Raw genomic sequence first — 17,366 nt, forward strand, 5'->3', positions numbered from 1 at the left:
CAACACCGGGGCTCACGGTCGCAGCCTGAAGTGACGCCCTCGACCGTATCGAGCCGACGCACTGATCAGCCGCGACCGACACCCGCATCGTTGAGCGCCTCGACCAGCTCCGCGAACCGCGCGTTGCTGGCGAGATCCTCGACCAGGACCACCTCGCCGTCGTCGCCGGCCAACGGGATGCACCAATTCGGATACTGCGCCGCTCCCGTTCCCGGCTGATTCTGGATGCGCCGCTCCCCGACCGCGTCGACGAGCGCCACCCCGAGCAGCACCGACGGGCTCGCCGCGATCAGGCGATAGAGCGCGTCCACGGTCCGCGGGTCGGTGAGCGGCGTGTCCTCCGAGATCAGTCCACGCGCCCGGGCCATCGCCAGCACCGCGTCCCGGTCACGTTCGTCGCGGGCCCGCTCGGCCTCTTCGCCGGTCTCCAACAGTCCGAGGCGAGAACGCAATTCGATGTGATCACCCGCGAGATAGCCCACCGTCGGTGGCAGGTCGTGGGTGGTGACCGAGGTCAGACACAACTCGCGGTAGTCCTCGGGCGGTATCGGCGTGTACTGGCCGTGCTCGAACCAGAGGATGGACGTCCCCAGGATTCCCCGCTGCGTCAACGCCTCCTGCACATGCCGCTCGAAGACGCCGAGATCCTCACCGATCACCACCGCGCCGGCCCTTTCCGCCTCCAGGGCGAGGATGCCGATCAGTGCGTCGTGGTCGTAGTGGACGTAGGTACCGTCGGCGGGCCCCTTGCCATCCGGAATCCACCACAACCGGAAGAGCCCGAGGATGTGGTCGACCCGCACTCCGCCGACATGTCGCAGAACGGTCCGCAGCATGTCGCGGTACGGGACGTACCCGGCCTCGGCGAGGCGGCGCGGATGCCAGGGTGGCTGATCCCAGCCCTGCCCCTGTTGATTGAAACCGTCCGGCGGCGCCCCGACGGTGGCGCCGCTTGCCAGCACCTCGCCGAGCATCCAGACGTCGGCACTGTGCCGCGCGACCCCGACGGCGAGATCGGCGATGATCCCGATTCCCATGCCGGCCGAGATCGCGGAGTGCTGGGCCGCCGCCAGTTGCTCGTCGCACACCCACTGCAGCCACATGAAGAAGTCGACGCGGCCCGCGAGCTCCTTACGCTTGTTCTTGACGAAGTCCTTGTCCTGCAGCTTCGTCGACCATTTCGGACTGTCGTCCCCGTACTGCTCGGCCAGGGCGCACCAGGTGGCGAACCGCTTCAGCCCCTTGCCCTCACGTCGACAGAAGGAGCGGTAGTCGAAGTCCCTGGCCTCGGACCGCGGCTGCTCGTGTATCCGTTCGAGAACGGCCATCTTTGCGCGAAAGGATTTGTTGCGTTTGATCTTCGCTACCGAGAGATTCTCGTCGAAGAGTGCTCGTTCGAGCACCCGGATCCGTTTGCGATCACGTTTGTCGAGGGTCGCGGACTCCGGGATGTCGCCGATGCGGATGTAGAGCGGGTTGATGAAGCGTCGGGTCACGGGCAGATAGGGAGAGGCCTCGATGGGCGCGCGGGGCTGGGCCGCGTGCACGGGGTTGATCTGGACGAAGTCCGCCCCGTAGTTGCTCGCGGCGATCGCGCAGATCTCGCCGAGGTCGGCGAAGTCGCCCACGCCCCATGACCGCGCCGACCGCACCGAATACAGCTGGACGGCCAGGCCCCACTGCTGGTGGCCCAAGAGCTTGTCCGCGGTGGACAGTCGGCGCGGTGTCACGATCAACGGGCGCTCGTCGGAACTGCCGGTGACCGGGTCGACGGCGTGCACGGTGTGATAGCCCGGTTCGAGGTCGGCGGGGACCACAAATGTCGCGCGCCCGATGAGAACCCCGTCGACCTCGCGTGGTTCCACCCACACGTCGGCCTGTTGGGGATCCGCGGTCGCACCGCTCTCGGTGGTGATCCACACGTGTACGGGATCCCAGTGCGGCACATGGACCACGAACGTGGCACCCGACCCCTGGGTGGCCACCGTCACGGCGGGCACCATCGCGCACCAGGCCTCGTCATCGAGCGCGGCATGCGCGGCGTCGATCTCGGCTGCCGATCCCGCCGTCACACCGAGAGAGTCGAGGACCGCGACGATCGTCTCCGAACTCACCTCGTGCTCGAGCTCATCCCAGCCGACGTAGCTCGTGGCCACGCCACATCGTCGGGCCAGCCCGGCCAGTTGCTCGCGTGGCACATGCACCGTCGTCACCCGAGCATGGTCTCAGGATTCGGCGCGGTGCGCCCGATGAATACCACGCGAATTCGGTGGGGCCACACTCGAAAGGTGGTTGAATCGGGCTCGTTGAATCAGGCGGGCGCCGCTCATCGTCGAAAGGCATACACATGGCCGACACGCTGACCCTCGATCCCACGACCACCGCTCTGGTGCTCATCGAGTTCCAGAACGAGTTCACCAGTGACGGCGGTGTCCTGCACGACGCTGTCGCCGAGGTCATGGACAAAACCGGCATGCTCGCCAACACGATCGACCTCGTCGACAAGGCGCGAGCAGCGGGGGTGACGATCATGCATGCACCCATCACCTTCGCGCCCGGTTATGGCGAACTGACCCGCCACCCCTACGGGATCCTCAAAGGCGTCGTCGACGGCAACGCCTTCGTCAAGGGCTCCTGGGGTGCGGCGATCGTCGACGACCTCGCTCCCGCCGACGGCGACATCCTCATCGAGGGCAAACGCGGGCTGGACACGTTCGCGAGCACGAACATCGACTTCATCCTGCGTAGCAAGGGGATCACCACGATCATCCTCGCCGGGTTCCTCACCAACTGTTGTGTCGAGTCCACCATGCGCACCGGGTACGAGAACGGTTATCGGGTGATCACCCTGACCGACTGCACCGCGGCGACCTCGGTGGCCGAACATGACAACGCGATCGAGTTCGACTACCCGATGTTCTCCGAACCGGTCGACTCCGCGGCGGTGAAAGCGGCCGTGGGCGGCTGACACCAGCCAACCGGCGCTATCGGCCGAACAGGACGCCGGGATTCAGCAAACCCGCGGGGTCGAGCGCGGTTTTCACGGCGTGCATCGTCGCGAGGTCGACGTCACTGCGTCCGAGGTGTGTCCAGGCGACCTTGGCCCGCCCGATGCCGTGCTCCGCGCTGATGCTGCCGCCGTTGGCAGCGACGATCCCGAACACGTGTGACGTGACCTCATCGGCCCGATCCTCCGGGACGTCGAGCAGGTTGACGTGGATGTTCCCGTCGCCGATGTGGCCGAACAAGATGGGACGACATGCGTGGTCGACGACGTCGGCGACCGTCGACAGCTCGGCCAGCGCCTCCGGCAACGCCCGAATCGGCACGGACACATCGAGTTTGACCACCGGGGTGGTGGAGGACCGGGAGATGGATTCGGTGTGGAGTTCGCGCGCCGCCCACAGGGCGCGACCCGGGCCCGGTTCGAGAACGGCGTCGGCGACCGCGGCGTTCTCCAGCGCATCGAGAACCACCGCCTCGATCCCGCCGGTACCGGAGACCTCCACCAGCGTGTAGAACTGCGCCTGCACCGCGACCGGGCGGCGGACCCCGCGCTCATGCACCAGCCGGAGGCCGTCCTCGGTCATGATCTCCGCGGCCTCGATGGTCAGGCCGCGAGCGGTCAACTGGTCCAGCAGCGCGAACGTGTCCTCCACATGGTCGACGGCCGCGACCAGGACGATCGTCTCGGTGGGCGGTGCGATCAACCGGAACAGCACCCTCGTGATGATCGCGAGTGTCCCCTCGCTACCCGCCAGCAGACCCGGAAGGTCATAACCGACATTGTCTTTCACCAGCGACGTCCACCGACGCAGGATGCGTCCGTCGGCGAGCACCGCCTCGATGCCCAGCACCTGGGCGCGTGTGTTGCCATGCCGGATCATCCGGACCCCACCCGCATTGGTCGCGACGACCCCTCCCGCGGTGGCGGATTCACGCGAGGCCAGATCGACCGGAAAGGCCAGGCCGCACACCTGCGCAGACCGGTCGATCGCGTCGATCGTCGCCCCGGCCTGAGCGCCCACACAGTGACCGACGGTATCGACCTCGTCGACATCGTCCATCCGTGCGGTGCTCAGCACGATCAGCGGCGACCGGTCGTCGTCGCGGTCGGCGGGCGGGACGGATCCGCCGACCAATCCGGTGTTCCCGCCCTGCACGCAGATCGCGATCCCGTCGTCGGCACAGGCCGACACGATCGCCGCGACCTCGTCGGTGGTACGCGGACGGACAACCGCGGCCGCCGACCCCGTCCATCGGCCGGTCCAGTCCGTGAGGTGGCCGGACATCGCCTGCGGATCGGTCAGCACCTGTGTGTCACCGACGATCGCGCGAGCACGACCGAGGAACGCCTCGATCGTGCTCACGGCGCGCGGAGGGCCTCGGCGATCGGTGTGCTGCCGTCGTTGAACTCGATGGTCCGATGCACCGTCGTCGGATCGGCGATCACGGCGGCCACGACAGCGGCCACGTTGTCGCGGCTGACCTCATCGCCCGATGCCCGCGTGCCACCCACGTCGATGCTGCCGGTTCCCGGTTCGTCGGTGAGTCGACTGGGTCCGAGGATCGTCCACTCCAACGGCGTCTGTTTCAGGTGAACGTCGGCCTCGGCCTTCGCCTGGGCGTAAGCGTAAAACGAATTGTCCTCGGGCACACCGTGGTCGAGGCCGGCACCGAAGTAGGAGACCATGATGTAGCGGCGCACCCCCGCCTTCTGTGCGGCATCCATCGAGCGGATGGCGGCGTCGCGGTCCACGGCGTAGGTCCGACTCGGGTCTCCTCCGCCGGCCCCGGCGGACCACACCACCGCATCGACCCCGGAGAGCACCGAAGCCAGTCCCGAGGCGTCGAGTTGCTCGACGTCGGCGACCACCGGATCGGCACCCGCGGCGATGACATCGTCGGAATGCGACGGATTCCGGATGATCGAGCTCACCTTGTCACCGCGATCGGACAGGATCTTCGCGAGTCGCAACGCGATCTTGCCGTGACCACCGATGATGGCAATCTGGCTCATGCGTTTCTCCTTCTCTTGTCGGGTTTCTGGCCTCTACGCCAGGCTAGGCGAGATCGCCGCGACCATGGCGTGAGTCGCGACACCCCGTTCCCCGATTCATCCCCGATTGCTACTCCGCACAGCGCGCTACACTGGCTGTGAGGTCTTGACCTGCGGCTTTCACTGCCCGCCGGGCCTCCCGATTCCCTCACAGCCACCGTCGGCGAATGTGCGAAGCGCTTGACTGTCGCGTAACGGGAGCGCGCACGGCACGTAACGGGGCGTCCATAGGTTCATCGCAGTACATCTGGGCAGCGTCGCCCGCCTTTCTTCAGCAGCCGCTCACATCCCAGGAAGTTCCCTGATGACATCAACTCTTGAGACCACCCGCACCCCGGACGAGGTCGCACTCGACCAACGGGGCCACTGGATCCACAACTGGCAGCCTGACGACGAGACGTTCTGGAGCTCGATCGGCAAGAAGGTCGCCCTCAAGAACCTCTGCTTCTCCATCTTCGCCGAGCACATCGGATTCTCGGTGTGGCTGTTGTGGAGCATCGTCGTCGTCCAGATGACCGCCGGCGCCGACGGTACGCCCGCCGCATCCGGATTCGCCCTGACCACCACCCAGGCGCTGTGGTTGGTCGCGGTCCCCAGCGGCGTCGGCGCATTCCTGCGTCTCCCTTACACTTTCGCGGTCCCGGTGTTCGGCGGGCGGAACTGGACGGTGATCTCGGCACTGCTGCTCCTCATCCCGTGCCTCGGATTGGCATGGGCTGTGTCCAACCCCGACATCCCCTTCGGCCTACTGCTGCTCGTCGCCGCGACGGCGGGATTCGGCGGTGGCAACTTCGCCTCCTCGATGGCCAACATCTCGTTCTTCTACCCGGAGAAGGAGAAGGGCTGGGCGCTGGGCCTCAACGCCGCCGGCGGAAACATCGGTGTCGCGGTGGCGCAGAAGATCATTCCGTACATCGTCGTGATCGGTGCGGGCGTGACCCTGTCCTACGCCGGCCTGTTCTATGCGCCGCTCGCGGTTGCTGCCGCCGTGTTGGCGTTCCTGTTCATGAACAACCTCGCCGAGGCCAAGGCCGACGTGAAGCCGGTCTGGGAATCGTTGCGACACAAGGACACCTGGATCATGTCTCTGCTCTACATCGGCACCTTCGGCTCGTTCATCGGCTATTCGGCCGCCTTCCCGAGCTTGTTGAAGGCCGTCTTCGATCGCGGCGACATCGCACTGACCTGGGCCTTCCTCGGCGCCGGCATCGGTTCGATCGCGCGCCCGCTGGGCGGTAAGCTCTCCGACGTCATCGGGGGCGCGCGGATCACCGCGGTCAGCTTCGTCATGCTGGCCGTCGGCGCGGCCGGCGCACTGTGGTCGGTGAAGATCGAGAACCTGCCCTTGTTCTTCACCGCCTTCATGTTCCTGTTCATCGCCACCGGCATCGGCAACGGCTCGACGTACCGGATGATCTCCAAGATCTTCCGGGTGAAGGGTGAGGACGCGGGCGGAACCCCGGAGATCATGACCAACATGCGCCGTCAGGCCGCGGGCGCACTCGGGATCATCTCCTCCGTCGGCGCATTCGGCGGATTCATCGTGCCGCTGGCCTACGCCTGGTCGAAGAGCCACTTCGGCAACATCGAGCCGGCCCTGTGGTTCTACGTGTTCTTCTTCATCGCACTGCTCGGGGTCACGTGGGCCTTCTACATCCGCCCGAGCACCCGGATGGCGCAGGCCGGGGTCTGACCCACACCGGACACGCTTTTCACCGACCACAGCAGCGCCCCGCCACTCGGAAGTGGCGGGGCGCTGCTGTGCTTGGCGGGTCAGGGCTTTCCGGTCACACCCGCGAACCCCGCCCGCGGACGAGGCCGACGACCCAGATCAGCAGGCAGGCGCCGGCCAGACAGGTGACGAAGCTGAAGATCAGTCCGCCGCCCTCGACGTCGACGCCGAACAGTTTGAGGATGAACCCGCCGATCAAACCACCCACGATGCCGACCACGATGTTGAGCAGAAGCCCCATCTGCGCGTTGGTCTTCATGATCATGCTGGCGACCCACCCCGCGAGTCCGCCGATGATGATCCAACCGATGATTCCCAGTCCGAGCATTGAAGGTCCTCCAGATCTGCGGCGAGCCCACTCATCCGCGATGACGTGTCGTACCCGAAAACGGTACCCGCGCACCGGCAAGAGATCGGGGGAAATCTCTTTACGATTCGATTACTTAGCACTACGCAACTAATATAGTTAGCTACCTACAACTAACCATCTGGACGAAAACCCCGAACGGGCCCCATCCCCCCGCGAAAGGTGGCGCGCATGGCGCTGGTCAACCCGACCGCCGAGGTCGACGACGCGACGGACATCGCGACGCTCTATCACCTGCTCACGCGCATCACCAGAATCCTGCGCACCCGCGGCGGGAGCGGAAACCTCACCGCCGGCGTCGCCGCCGCGCTGTGGACCGTCATCAACCACGGCCCGATCCGACTGTCCGCACTCGCCGAGCGGGAATCGGTCTCGGCCCCGACCATGTCACGCATCGTCGCCGCGCTGGAGGAGCAGGGCTACCTCGAACGCACCACCGATCCCGACGATGGGCGAGCCAAACTCCTCAGCGCCACACCGGCCGGCGTGGAACTCATCACCAACGCCAGGACCATGCGGGCCCGCGTGCTCGCCGAAGCGATCGACGGCCTGGACGAGGACGACCGCGTGACGGTGAACCGAGGACTCGCGATCCTGGCCGATGCCCTCGGTGCGATCTGATGCCGCCACACACATCGACCACCGACACGCCTCCGCCGGCTAGGACTCCCATGACATCCACCTCGCCCGCAGACACCTCCAGCGCGGACCACGATCCGCACTACAAGTGGATCGCCCTGTCCAACACCACGTTGGGCATGCTGATCGCCACGATCAACAGCTCGATCGTGCTGATCGCGCTCCCGGACATCTTCCGGGGCATCCACCTCAACCCGCTGTTGCCCGAGAACACCAGCTACCTGCTGTGGATGATGATGGGCTTCCTCGTCGTCACCGCAGTACTCGTGGTCAGCTTCGGACGCCTCGGCGACATGTTCGGCCGAGCCCGCATGTACAACATGGGCTTCGCCATCTTCACCATCTCGTCGATCTTCCTGGCCATCACCTGGTTCGACGGCTCCGAAGCAGCGATCTGGCTCATCTTCTGGCGCGTCATCCAAGGCGTCGGCGGGGCATTCCTGATGGCCAACTCGTCGGCGATCCTCACCGACGCATTCCCCGCCAACCAACGCGGACTCGCATTGGGTATCAACGGAGTCGCGGCCATCGCCGGTTCGTTTCTCGGCCTGCTGGTCGGCGGTGTGCTGGCACCGATCCACTGGCACCTCATCTTTCTCGTGTCGGTGCCGTTCGGCGTGATCGGCACCATCTGGGCCTACCTCAAGCTCCGCGACACCGGCGTTCGGCGCAAGGCCAAGATGGACTGGTGGGGCAACCTGACCTTCGCGGTCGGCCTCATCGCCGTGCTGGTCGGGATCACCTACGGCATCCAGCCCTACGGCGGACACAGCATGGGATGGACGAGTCCGATGGTGCTGTCCTGCCTCATCGGCGGTGGCCTCGTCCTCGCCGCCTTCGTCCTGATCGAGACCCGGGCGCCCAGCCCACTGTTCAACCTGCACCTGTTCACCAACCGGTCGTTCACGTTCGGCAACATCGCGAACCTGATGGCCTCGATCGGCCGCGGCGGCCTCCAGTTCATCCTGATCATCTGGCTGCAGGGCATCTGGCTCCCCCAACACGGCTACAACTTCGAGCAGACGCCACTGTGGTCGGCGATCTACATGATCCCCCTGACCATCGGATTCCTGGTGACCGCGCCTCTGTCCGGCGCACTGTCGGATCGGTTGGGCACCAAGTGGTTCACCACCACCGGCATGCTGCTCACCGCCGCGTCCTTCGCCGCACTGATCGCGATGCCGGTCAACTTCTCGTACACCGCGTTCGCGGTCGTGCTGCTGCTCAACGGCATCGGCATGGGACTGTTCTCCTCGCCCAACCGCGCGGAGGTGATGAACAGCCTGCCGGCCGACGCCCGCGGGTCCGGATCGGGCATGATGACCACTTTCCAGAACACCGCCATGGTGTTGTCGATCGGCCTGTTCTTCAGTCTGATGATCACCGGTCTCTCGGCCCATCTGCCCGCGACCATGAGCGCCGGCCTGATCGACAACGGGGTCTCCGCGGCCCAGGCGGGTCAGATCGCCCAGCTTCCCGCTGTCGCCGTACTCTTCGCCGCATTCCTCGGCTACAACCCCGTGGAGCAGCTCCTCGGCGGCCAGCTGTCGAGCCTGCCGCAGGCCAACCAGGACACGCTGACCGGGCTGGACTTCTTCCCGCATCTGATCACCAATCCGTTCGCGGACGGACTGTCGGCCGCGTTCAGCTTCGCGATCGTGTGCTGCGTGATCGGCGCGATCGCCTCGCTGTTCACCGGCGGGCGCAAGTCCGATGCGAGCTCACCCGACGAGCCGACCGCGGTCCACCGGGACTCGATCGGCGAAGACCTGGCCGCAGTCGCCGCCTCTGCATCGTCGGAGTCGCCTTCTGAGCTGATCAGCGAGGTATCCGGACCGCCTGGGGTTCGCTGATTGCCGCCGCAACGATCCGCGACGGATCGCACGCGATCGCACGGATCGGGCTTGGCCACATGGTCATGGCCCCTGACGATGATCAGTGACGTGGCCGTTGACCTGTCGGCGGTGATGTCACCCGCCATCATGGCGGCCCAATGCCCTGCACGGTCCTAGTGCAGCACTAGCCAGGTCGACCCCGATCGAGCTTCACGCCGACCTCGATCATCAGTGCCTGCGCCAGCCTGCGGAACTGGTCGAAATGACCGTGGTGTCCGTACTTCGCATGCAGGGTCGGATAGGGCGTGAACTCCGCGGCGGCGCCGATGACGTTGGCCTCGTGCAGGTAGGCGGGCAAGACGTTCTGGATGGTGGGATCACGACGGAGCCGGCGGATCGTGTCCTGGTGCAGGACCGATCCGCTCCGGAACTTGGTCACGACCACACCGAGTTCGATGATGTGGCGGCCGATCTCGGCGGCGAAGTCGGCGACCTGCCGTTGGATGTGTGGAATCGCATAGGTGGACAACACATCCGGGATGGTCGGGATCACGTAGGCATCGGCGAGCGCCAAACCGTTGAGACTGAACGGCCCGACGTTGGGAGGGCAGTCGATCAAGATGAAGTCGTAGTCGGCGGCGATCGACGCCACGGCCGTGCGCAGGATGCCGACGGCCGCGGCGTGATCGTCGGCGGCCACGCGATGTGCGCTCAGTTCTTCGGAGAGCTCGATCAGGTCCAGGGACGATGGCAGCAGGTCGATGCCGGCAACTGTGCGCACCGGCGACACATCATGCTGGAGGGTCTTGGCCAGATCGAATTGCTCGGTGCCGTCGAGGACATCACCGAAGAGCGTCGCGAGCGTATGGCCGCGTGCATTGCACTGTTGCCAGCGGTCCGGACCGATCATCATCGTGGTGAGGTTGGTCTGGGCGTCCAGGTCGATCAGCAGCACCCGTTTCCCGAATTCGCCCGCCAGGAATTCGGCGACACCTGCGGTCAGCGTCGTTTTGCCGACACCGCCTTTGAGGCTGATGGTCGCGATCGCGGTCGGCATGGCACACCCCGATGTCGTGGCCCGCAAGGGCCGCACACTGGCACGGACTCCCTGGTCAGCCTAATGGCAGCGAGCGGTCCGGGTGCGCCGTCAACCGTGGAATTCGTTCTTCGGCAATCGCGGGCGGGCTCCGGCGGGCCAGCGCCTGCCGGGTACCCGCAAGGTCCAGCCCGCGGGCGGGACGGTGAAATCCATCCACCGCCCGTCACCGAGCCACAGCGACCAGAGGTCCTCGTCCGGAAAATCACCCATCCGGACGTAGAGCTGTTGCTCGCCGATCGCTGCGGTCATCCAACCCTGATCGTCGGGATCGTCCACGAAGTCGGCCTCTGCGGCCAGCACGGCCTCCAGATCGTCGACCCGATCGCAACGTCTGACCATTTCCCGTCTCCCGTCAGTCGTCGAATCGGACCGAGCTCACCGCGGCGCCGATAGATCGGCGGAACGACGCGCCCTCCCTCGCCGGGGCGGTTCCGGTGGCGTGCAGGAGATATGCGACGTTCCCGCGGCGGTACGCCGCGTACCGGATCGCGCAGTACCAGGTCTGGTCGTCGCCGACGTAGGTGCCGGTCTGCATGGATGAACCTGCGGTCCGAAAGCCCGGTTGGGTGCGAGTGGCCTCGTGTTCGTTCCACTCCGGAAGCGCTCGCGCCTCCACGAAGGCATGATCGATCAGTTCGGAGATCGCGATCCCGGAATCGACGACGAAACGGGTCAACACGATCGCGATCGTGCCGTCATGACCATGACCGGCGACGAAAAGTCGCAGATAGCCGGGCGCGACGGCACTGCGCCAGATCTCTGCATCGACGTCGATGAGGACTTCCCCGGGGATCGACCCGTGATCGGTCACCCGGCTGGCCGACACCGCCATACGGGCAAGACGATCCAGGATCGGAACGTCGGCCGCACGAGACGATTCGCGGTCGGTCCGGGTGCGTTCGGCCGCCGCATACGCGAAGGTGTGGGGTCGCAGGACCGTCGGTTCCCGCAGTGTTGGTTCAGGCCGCGTGGTCGTCGATTCCGCGTGATCGGCGTCGGCGGTCATCGTCGGCCACGCGCCAGGTCACGGCTCGCATCGCGATGCCCGCAGGCGTGGGTCATGTACCCCCGGTTTTCGGCCACCAGCAGAGGATAGTCACCACGGCCCGAGAATGAGTGCTAGCTCAGTGCGCGGCGTGTGAGATCCGCGATCTCGTCCGAAAAGGCAACGAGCGTAATCGATTCGACAGTTGAATCTGCGCCTTTGACAGCACGAACCTGCTGCCCGACGGCATCATCGAGCGGCCATCCGTAGGCACCCCCCGAGATCAGCGGAAATGCGATGGACGAGGCGCCCATCGCATTGGCCAACCGCAGGCTGCGGGTGTAGCAGGCCCGTAGAACCGACGAGCGATCCTCGCCGGGCGAATAGACCGGCCCGACTGTGTGGATCACCCATCGAGCCGGAAGATCTCCTGCGGTGGTGGCAACCGCGGCTCCGGGCTCCAGGCCCGAGGGCAGTGTCGTCTCTCTCAGTAACCGACATTCGTTCAGGATCACCGAGCCACCCGCGCGATGAATCGCGCCGTCCACGCCCCCACCACCGAGGAGAGACGAGTTCGCGGCATTGACGATCACGTCGACGCGCATCGTGGTGATGTCGCCGATGACGATGTCGATGCTGCCCATGCCGGCCGAGACCATCAGGCGGTCAGTACGACGTCGGCCCGTTCACGTTCTTGCCGGACCTCGACTTGTACAGCGCGTACCCGCCGTAGACGGCAAGGCCGAGCAGTGCGATCCAGAACAGACCCTTGAGGAGCGGTCCCACCATGGCGAGCGCCAGCAGCACCACGGCGATGATGCCGAGCACCTTCCAGAAACCGATTCCGTTGCTTGTTGTCCCGTTGGGATTTGTTGATGTTGTCATGACTCCACTGTGATCGTTGCGGGCCGGAAAATCATCAGCCGGCGGTCTAAATCGGGGAAAGATCAGGGGTATCCCTGACGCTCGACAGCTCCGCCCGACGGCGCCGACCTCGGCAGTTGCGCCGGAGCGGTGTACGAGCACCCGAGTTGGTCGGGGGTGGTGTAGTTGCACCGATCGCGAAACCAGGCGACCGTGATCTCTGCGATGCGCCGACGCGAACGGCTCATCAGGTAACCATGCGTGCAGTCGTCGAACGTGTCGTCGTAGAACCAGGTGTCCAACGCACTTCGGGACACGCTGTAGGACGAGAGCACCGGAGCCGACATGATCACGGTCGAGAGGCGCAAGAGAAACGTCTCCGAGCTCAGCGCCAGGATCTGGGCGCAGTCGGCGTCACGCGAATCGTCGTCGACCCGGATTCCGGCCGGACCGACATCGAGGATGGCGGCGCGTGGCATCCGGCCCATGGATTCGACCAGCCATCGGTCCATGGCTGCCCAGTCGACCGACCGGCGAGAACGGCCCGCCTCGGGGTGGCGGTCGGGCTGGTACTGGGTCATGGGCGACACCTCCTGTATCGGGACGGCGCAAGTGAATCACCGACCACCGACAAGCTCGGGCAGGATGGCGGTGTGCCCATCCCAGAATTCATCCGTGACCTGCGCCGCCACGTCGGACATGCGCCGTTGTGGCTGTCCGGCGTCAGCGCGGTCATCGTCGATCATGACGACCGCATCCTCCTCACCCATCGTGCGGACACCGGCCAGTGGGCCGTGGTGTCGGGAGTGCTCGAACCCGGGGAGGAGCCGGCCCGGGCGATTCTTCGGGAGATCGCCGAGGAGACCGGCGTTCGCGCCGAGGTGCTGCGATTGACGAGTGTCGACGTGACGCCGACGATCACATATCCCAACGGCGATCAGACCCAGTACCTCGATGTCTGCTTCCTGGCGCGTCACATCGACGGCGAGCCGCACCCGGCCGATGACGAGAACACCGCAGTCGACTGGTTCGCCATCGACGATTTACCCGACGATCTCGCCGAGACGTCGCGACTCCGCATCGACAAGGCACTGCGGAACGATCCGTCCGCCTGGTTTCGTCGCTGAGTGTCGCGCAGCGCTGGCGCTCCGGGCGCCTGGGGAGCGTCCCGCCGACGTAACCCCCCCACCGGTCCCTGATGTAACCACCCGGTCCTGAGGAGCGAGCCCGCGACCACCCGGTCCCTGAGGAGCAAGCCCGCGAGCGTCACGAAGGGCCGACCCTTCGTGACGGTCCTCCGCTGGCGCTCCGGACCTCCTCAGGGATCGGGAGAACAATCCCCCGCCCTGGCGCTCCGGACCTCCTCAGGGATCGGGAGAAACAATCCCCCGCCCCGGCGCTCCGGACCTCCTCAGGGATCGGGAGAAACAATCCCCGCCCCTGGCGCTCCGGACCTCCTCAGGGATCGGGGTATGAGATAGCTCCCGCCGCCGGCGATCGGGCCCCATGAGCCGGCTCGGAATACTCGACGGGGGCCCTGTCCTTGTACCGGGCATGGCCAAGAAGCTCGTTGCGACCGCATACGGGGACCCGTCCGACGTCCTCGCGTTCGTCGATGTGTCGATTCCGTCGCCTCAACCGGGTCAGGTCGTGGTCGAGACGCGCGCCATCGGGCTGAACCCGATCGATGTCAAGACCGTGCTGGGCGCACTGGGCGCCGATGAGTCGAAGCTGCCGCTACCCATCGGGTATGAGGCTGCGGGTGTCGTCGTCGAGGTAGGCGAAGGCGCGGAAACAGACAAGGGCCCGATCGAGGTCGGCGATGAGGTCATCGTCTACCGCGCTGTGGGCGCCGTTGCCGACACGCTGGTGGCCAAGGCCACCGCGATCCATCCCAAACCGGCCGCACTCGACTTCGAGCATGCTGCAGGACTGTTGCTGGTCGGAACGACCGCCGCGGATGCCATCGGCACCGCCGGCGTCGGCTCATCGGACATCGTGCTCATCCACGGTGGATCCGGCGCCGTGGGTTCGATCGCGATCCAGCTGGCCGTCGCACGCGGGGCAACGGTGATCGCCACCGCGGGCACGAGAAACCACGATCATCTGCGGTCGTTGGGCGCCATTGCGGTGGCGTACGGCGACGGACTGGTCGATCGGGTACGCGCGACGGCTCCGGGTCCGGTGACGGTCGTCGTCGACGCCGCGGGCACCCCCGAGGCGATCGACGCGTCCCTGGAGCTGGTCGACAACCCGGGAACGATCATCAGCGTCGCCGCCTTCGGGCGTGCCGCCGACGGTATCGTGCTGGTGAATGGCAGCACCCCGCACAGCCGCCGCCACCGCGCCGAGGCCATCGACGGTCTCATCGCCGACGCAGCCTCGGGTGCGCTCATCACCGAGGTCGCCAAGACCTTCCCACTCACCGAGGCGGCGCGCGCCCTCGACGAACTGGCGACCAGCCATCCGCGGGGCAAGTTCATCCTCGTACCCTGACTCGCAGATCCGGCCCACCGACGAACCGTCCTGTGAAACCGATGATCGACGAAAGGTGAATGAAACAGAATGTCTGTTCCCACAATCACTCTCAACAATGGTGTCGAGATCCCACAACTGGGCTTCGGTGTCTTTCAGATCCCGCCGGAGGAGACCAAGGCGGCAACCCTGACGGCGCTGGAGATCGGCTACCGCCACATCGACACCGCCGAGATGTACGGCAATGAAAAGGAGGTCGGTCAGGCGGTCGCGGAGTCCGGCATCCCGCGCGAGGATATCTTCATCACGAGCAAGCTGAACAACGGTTTCCACGCCCACGACGACGCCGTGCGCGCCACCGATCAGACCCTGACCGATCTCGGCGTGGACGCCGTGGACCTGTTCCTGATCCACTGGCCGCTCCCCGGCATCGACACCGACTACGTCGAGACCTGGCGTGCACTGGAGAAGATCCATGCCGAAGGCAAGGCCCGCGCGATCGGCGTCTCCAACTTCCAGCAGGCCCACCTCGAGCGCTTGTTTGCCGAGACCGATGTGGTGCCGGCCGCCAACCAGATCGAGGTTCACCCGTATCTGACCCAGAATGCGTTGCGCGCATTCAACTCTGAGCACGGAATCGCGACCGAGGCATGGTCGCCCATCGCGCAGGGCGACGTCCTCGACGACCCCGTGCTCACCAAGATCGCCGGTGAGAAGGGCCGTACCACCGCCCAGATCACCCTGCGCTGGCACATCCAGCGCGGCGACATCGTGTTCCCCAAGTCGGTGACCCGTTCGCGGGTCGAGGAGAACTTCGCCCTCTTCGACTTCGAGCTGTCCAGTGAGGACATGGCCGCCATCGACGGACTGAACAAGGATCGTCGGCGCGGGCCGAACCCGGACGAGTTCAACTACATTCCGTAGCGCTCACCGGCACGAACGACACACGCGGCCCCTCGGCAGGCCGGGAATCCTCCGAAGAGCACAATGACGCCATGAGGATCTCCCAGCGCGCCGAGGCGGTCGCGCCGTTCTATGCGATGGAGTTCGCCAAGCGCGCCGCGGCAATCGAGGCAGACGGCCACCACGTGGTGAAGCTGAGTATCGGTGAGCCCGACTTCGGTGCCCCACCAGCGTTTCTCGCTGCGGTCCGCGATCTCACCGACGGCCGCCCACTCAGCTACACCGCAGCGCTGGGGTTACCGGAACTGCGGGCGGCGATCGCCGAGTTCTACTCCCGCCGGTTCGGTTGCGACGTCGATTCCCACCGCGTGGTGGTGACGTCAGGCGCGTCCGCTGCCCTTCTGCTGAGCTGTGCGGCATTGATCGACCCCGGCGACGAGGTTCTGCTCGCCGATCCCTCCTATCCGTGTAACCGCCAGTTCGCCGAGAGCTATGGCGCTCGCGTGCGCCTGATACCCACCACACCGGCGACGCGCTTCCAGTTGACCACCGACCTCGTCGCCGACGCGTGGGGTGAGCACACCCGCGGTGTGATGGTCGCGTCGCCGTCGAATCCGACCGGGACGTCGGTGCCCTACGACGAACTGAGCCGGCTGTGCGCCGACGTGGCCGGTCGTGGCGGATGGCGCATCGTCGATGAGATCTACCTCGGCCTCGCGGACGATACGGCCGGCCGCCCGCCGAGCAGCATCCTGGCCGCTGATCCCGGCGCGGTCGTGATCAACAGTTTCTCCAAATACTTCGGCATGACGGGCTGGCGCCTCGGCTGGTGCATCGTGCCCGACGAGCTCGTCGGGGTCATGGAACGCCTCGCGCAGAACTTCTACATCTGCCCGCCCACGCCGGCCCAACATGCTGCCCTGACCTGCTTCACCGACGAGTCCCTCGCCCTGACCGAGGCACGCCGCGAGGAGTTCCGGATTCGCCGTGACCTCGTCGTCGACGGCTTGGCCCGGATCGGACTCGACGTGCCCGTGGTGCCCGACGGCGCCTTCTACGTCTACATCGACGTCGGCGGCACCGGGCTCACCTCAGCGGAATTCTGCGATCGCGCGCTGCGCGAGGCACATGTCTCCCTCACGCCGGGAAAGGATTTCGGGCATCATACGGCCGACGATCACATCCGGTTGTCATACGCGGCCTCGACCGACGAGTTGACCGAAGGCCTCCACAGGCTCGGCGAATTCGTGGCATCGCTGCGGCACTGATCGGTGGACAGAACCCCCCGTGGACCCACGAAACGCCGCCACTCGGGCCGATGCGACCTGTCCGGTTCGGCAGTTCCCGAACGCCGCCGCTGGCCCTAGTGTCGACAGGTGACGCAGCACATCAGAGAGGATGGCAGCAC

Annotated in this window: 18 protein-coding genes; 8 read left to right on the forward strand and 10 right to left on the reverse strand. The window is 66.0% G+C overall.

Features of this window, described 5'->3' with window-relative positions:
• Positions 1 to 65: 65 nt before the first annotated feature.
• Positions 66 to 2,213 carry a 4-alpha-glucanotransferase gene (gene malQ / locus ACVT6V_RS24180; RefSeq protein ID WP_489896621.1) on the reverse strand — a complete coding sequence of 716 codons (2,148 nt, stop codon included), beginning with the start codon at positions 2,211 to 2,213 and terminating at the stop codon, positions 66 to 68.
• 134 nt (positions 2,214 to 2,347) lie between these two features.
• Between malQ and ACVT6V_RS24185 the strand changes: the two genes are divergently transcribed.
• Complete coding sequence (locus ACVT6V_RS24185; protein ID WP_489896622.1) at positions 2,348 to 2,968, forward strand: cysteine hydrolase family protein; 621 nt, start codon at positions 2,348 to 2,350, stop codon at positions 2,966 to 2,968.
• A gap of 16 nt (positions 2,969 to 2,984) precedes the next feature.
• On the opposite strand, the gene ACVT6V_RS24190 is transcribed toward ACVT6V_RS24185, so the two are convergent.
• Positions 2,985 to 4,361 carry an FAD-binding oxidoreductase gene (locus ACVT6V_RS24190; RefSeq protein WP_489900995.1) on the reverse strand — a complete coding sequence of 459 codons (1,377 nt, stop codon included), beginning with the start codon at positions 4,359 to 4,361 and terminating at the stop codon, positions 2,985 to 2,987.
• Between the two features lie 5 nt (positions 4,362 to 4,366).
• The gene (locus ACVT6V_RS24195) at positions 4,367 to 5,020 is read right to left on the reverse strand and encodes an SDR family oxidoreductase (RefSeq protein WP_489896623.1); all 654 of its coding nucleotides are present in this window, start codon (positions 5,018 to 5,020) and stop codon (positions 4,367 to 4,369) included.
• A gap of 343 nt (positions 5,021 to 5,363) precedes the next feature.
• Between ACVT6V_RS24195 and ACVT6V_RS24200 the strand changes: the two genes are divergently transcribed.
• Positions 5,364 to 6,752 carry a NarK family nitrate/nitrite MFS transporter gene (locus ACVT6V_RS24200; protein WP_489896624.1) on the forward strand — a complete coding sequence of 463 codons (1,389 nt, stop codon included), beginning with the start codon at positions 5,364 to 5,366 and terminating at the stop codon, positions 6,750 to 6,752.
• A gap of 94 nt (positions 6,753 to 6,846) precedes the next feature.
• On the opposite strand, the gene ACVT6V_RS24205 is transcribed toward ACVT6V_RS24200, so the two are convergent.
• Positions 6,847 to 7,119 carry a GlsB/YeaQ/YmgE family stress response membrane protein gene (locus tag ACVT6V_RS24205; protein ID WP_489896625.1) on the reverse strand — a complete coding sequence of 91 codons (273 nt, stop codon included), beginning with the start codon at positions 7,117 to 7,119 and terminating at the stop codon, positions 6,847 to 6,849.
• Between the two features lie 210 nt (positions 7,120 to 7,329).
• Between ACVT6V_RS24205 and ACVT6V_RS24210 the strand changes: the two genes are divergently transcribed.
• Entirely contained in the window at positions 7,330 to 7,779 is a 450-nt protein-coding gene (locus ACVT6V_RS24210) for a MarR family winged helix-turn-helix transcriptional regulator (protein WP_489896626.1), read from the forward strand.
• Between the two features lie 50 nt (positions 7,780 to 7,829).
• Positions 7,830 to 9,650, forward strand: a complete 1,821-nt coding sequence (locus ACVT6V_RS24215; protein ID WP_489896627.1) for an MFS transporter — start codon at positions 7,830 to 7,832, stop codon at positions 9,648 to 9,650.
• A gap of 166 nt (positions 9,651 to 9,816) precedes the next feature.
• On the opposite strand, the gene ACVT6V_RS24220 is transcribed toward ACVT6V_RS24215, so the two are convergent.
• The 6 genes from ACVT6V_RS24220 to ACVT6V_RS24245 form a co-directional block, all read right to left on the reverse strand.
• A complete protein-coding gene (locus ACVT6V_RS24220) occupies positions 9,817 to 10,689 on the reverse strand; it encodes a ParA family protein (RefSeq protein ID WP_489896628.1) in 873 nt (290 codons plus the stop codon).
• Positions 10,690 to 10,779: 90 nt separating this feature from the next.
• The gene (locus ACVT6V_RS24225; protein ID WP_489896629.1) at positions 10,780 to 11,070 is read right to left on the reverse strand and encodes a hypothetical protein; all 291 of its coding nucleotides are present in this window, start codon (positions 11,068 to 11,070) and stop codon (positions 10,780 to 10,782) included.
• A 13-nt stretch (positions 11,071 to 11,083) separates the two neighbouring features.
• Positions 11,084 to 11,737: a hypothetical protein gene (locus ACVT6V_RS24230; protein WP_489896630.1), complete on the reverse strand. Its 654-nt coding sequence runs from the start codon at positions 11,735 to 11,737 to the stop codon at positions 11,084 to 11,086.
• A gap of 113 nt (positions 11,738 to 11,850) precedes the next feature.
• Complete coding sequence (locus ACVT6V_RS24235) at positions 11,851 to 12,360, reverse strand: O-acetyl-ADP-ribose deacetylase (protein WP_489900997.1); 510 nt, start codon at positions 12,358 to 12,360, stop codon at positions 11,851 to 11,853.
• A gap of 22 nt (positions 12,361 to 12,382) precedes the next feature.
• Positions 12,383 to 12,601 carry a hypothetical protein gene (locus ACVT6V_RS24240; RefSeq protein ID WP_489896631.1) on the reverse strand — a complete coding sequence of 73 codons (219 nt, stop codon included), beginning with the start codon at positions 12,599 to 12,601 and terminating at the stop codon, positions 12,383 to 12,385.
• A 62-nt stretch (positions 12,602 to 12,663) separates the two neighbouring features.
• Positions 12,664 to 13,161, reverse strand: a complete 498-nt coding sequence (locus ACVT6V_RS24245) for a hypothetical protein (RefSeq protein ID WP_489896632.1) — start codon at positions 13,159 to 13,161, stop codon at positions 12,664 to 12,666.
• A gap of 72 nt (positions 13,162 to 13,233) precedes the next feature.
• Here ACVT6V_RS24245 and ACVT6V_RS24250 point away from each other — a divergent pair, with 72 nt between their 5' ends.
• The 4 genes from ACVT6V_RS24250 (at position 13,234) to ACVT6V_RS24265 (ending at position 17,226) form a co-directional block, all read left to right on the forward strand.
• Positions 13,234 to 13,707 (forward strand): NUDIX hydrolase, encoded by a 474-nt coding sequence (locus tag ACVT6V_RS24250; protein ID WP_489896633.1) that lies wholly within the window; start codon positions 13,234 to 13,236, stop codon positions 13,705 to 13,707.
• Between the two features lie 427 nt (positions 13,708 to 14,134).
• On the forward strand, positions 14,135 to 15,076 hold the full coding sequence (locus ACVT6V_RS24255; RefSeq protein WP_489896634.1) for an NADP-dependent oxidoreductase: 942 nt from the start codon (positions 14,135 to 14,137) through the stop codon (positions 15,074 to 15,076).
• A 69-nt stretch (positions 15,077 to 15,145) separates the two neighbouring features.
• Positions 15,146 to 15,979, forward strand: a complete 834-nt coding sequence (locus ACVT6V_RS24260) for an aldo/keto reductase (RefSeq protein WP_489896635.1) — start codon at positions 15,146 to 15,148, stop codon at positions 15,977 to 15,979.
• Between the two features lie 71 nt (positions 15,980 to 16,050).
• Positions 16,051 to 17,226 carry a pyridoxal phosphate-dependent aminotransferase gene (locus ACVT6V_RS24265; protein WP_489896636.1) on the forward strand — a complete coding sequence of 392 codons (1,176 nt, stop codon included), beginning with the start codon at positions 16,051 to 16,053 and terminating at the stop codon, positions 17,224 to 17,226.
• Positions 17,227 to 17,366 lie beyond the last annotated feature (140 nt).

The sequence above is a fragment of the Gordonia sp. LMA167 genome, assembly GCF_058130025.1.